Origin of the sequence: Brachybacterium sp. NPDC056505, assembly GCF_042794925.1 — a bacterium.
Classification (GTDB): Bacteria; Actinomycetota; Actinomycetes; order Actinomycetales; family Dermabacteraceae; genus Brachybacterium; species Brachybacterium kimchii.
The window spans coordinates 1-1,292 of record NZ_JBHTSV010000075.1 but is presented as its reverse complement, the minus strand read 5'-3'; the positions used below and the strand labels follow the sequence as shown (position 1 = coordinate 1,292).

Below are 1,292 nucleotides of genomic sequence, written 5' to 3'. Positions count from 1 at the left end.
TGAAGCGCCCTGGGTTTCGTTCCGTGGTTAGGCGGGCGCGGTCGTCGTGGGGTGAGTGTAGGACGCTTCGACCGCTGCGGGGGTGCGGTAGTCGAGAGTTTCATGCAGTCGGGACGTGTTCCACCAGTGGACCCATCCCATCGTGGCGAGCTCGACCTCGCTGACGGACTCCCAGATCCGCTTCGAGTAGATCAGCTCCGCCTTGTAGAGACCGTTCACTGTCTCGGCCAGCGCGTTATCGTAGCTATCTCCGACGGTTCCGACCGAAGCTTTCACGCCTGCCGTAATGAGTGCGTCTGAATAAGCCAGGGAGACGTACTGACTGCCCCTGTCGGAATGGTGGATCAATCCGTTCTGATTCTTGCTCACCCCGGTGGAGAGGAGTGCGTGGTCCAATGCGAGCAATGGCAGGGGCTCGGTGTGGAGGGTGGGTGCGACTGCCCAGCCGACGATTCTGCGGCTGTAGACATCGGTGATGAATGCGACGTAGCAGAACCCGGAGAGTATCCGGACGTAGGTAATATCGGCGACCCATAGCTGCTGCGGCCGGGCCGCGACGAACTTCCGCTCGACAAGGTCGGGACGCTGGTCATCTCGGACAGCGGGGCGGGTGGTGACGGGCTTACGACCTCGGCGAACGCCCTGGAGGCCAGCGATCTTCATCAGTCGTGCCACCTGGTCTCGGCCCACGTCCCATCCTGCATGCCGCATGGCGTGCCACATCTTCCGGACCCCGTAGACGCTGTAATTCTCCTGATGAATCCGCTTCACCTCCTCCACGAGCATCTCGTCCCGCATGCTTCGAGCGGAGGCCGGCCTATTCTTCGAGGCGCGGTATCCGCGGGAGGTGATGAACCCACATTCTATCGCTCCGAGGATGCGACAGATGGCCTCGACCCCGAACTGCTCGCGGTGATTATCTATGAACGCGATCATTTCGTTGTGGGGCGGTCGAGTTCCGCTGCGAAAAACGCCGAGGCGGCCTTCAAGATCTCGTTGGCTCGCTGTGCCTCCGCCAGCTCTCGCCTGAGACGACGGTTCTCCGCCTCGAGCGATCCTTCCGGTCCCGCCGGCTCAGTGGGGCCGTAGCGGTTGCACCAGATTCGCAGTGTCTCCGTACCGACACCGAGCTGCGGGGCGACCGCACGGATCGATGCTGCGCGGGGACCACCCTCGCGGGCCTGACGGTCGTGGACCATGCGCACGGCACGGTCACGGAGCTCTGGGCTGAACTTCTTGGGCATACTCCGATTCTCCTTCGTGAGACTCGGAACGGAACCCAGGGCGCTTCA

General features: G+C 62.8%; 1 protein-coding gene and 1 other annotated feature. The gene reads right to left on the bottom strand.

All coding sequences use genetic code 11. The features are described 5' to 3' along the window. Positions 1-27: 27 nt before the first annotated feature. Positions 28-1,244, bottom strand: a protein-coding gene (locus ACFQ53_RS17700; protein WP_239206793.1) for an IS3 family transposase whose coding sequence is annotated in 2 segments (ribosomal slippage) — positions 28-965 and positions 965-1,244 — 1,218 coding nt in all. Because the reading frame shifts where the segments join, the coding sequence is not laid out codon by codon here. Next, positions 873-975, bottom strand: a sequence feature (AL1L pseudoknot). It overlaps the preceding gene by 103 nt. Positions 1,245-1,292: the final 48 nt, after the last annotated feature.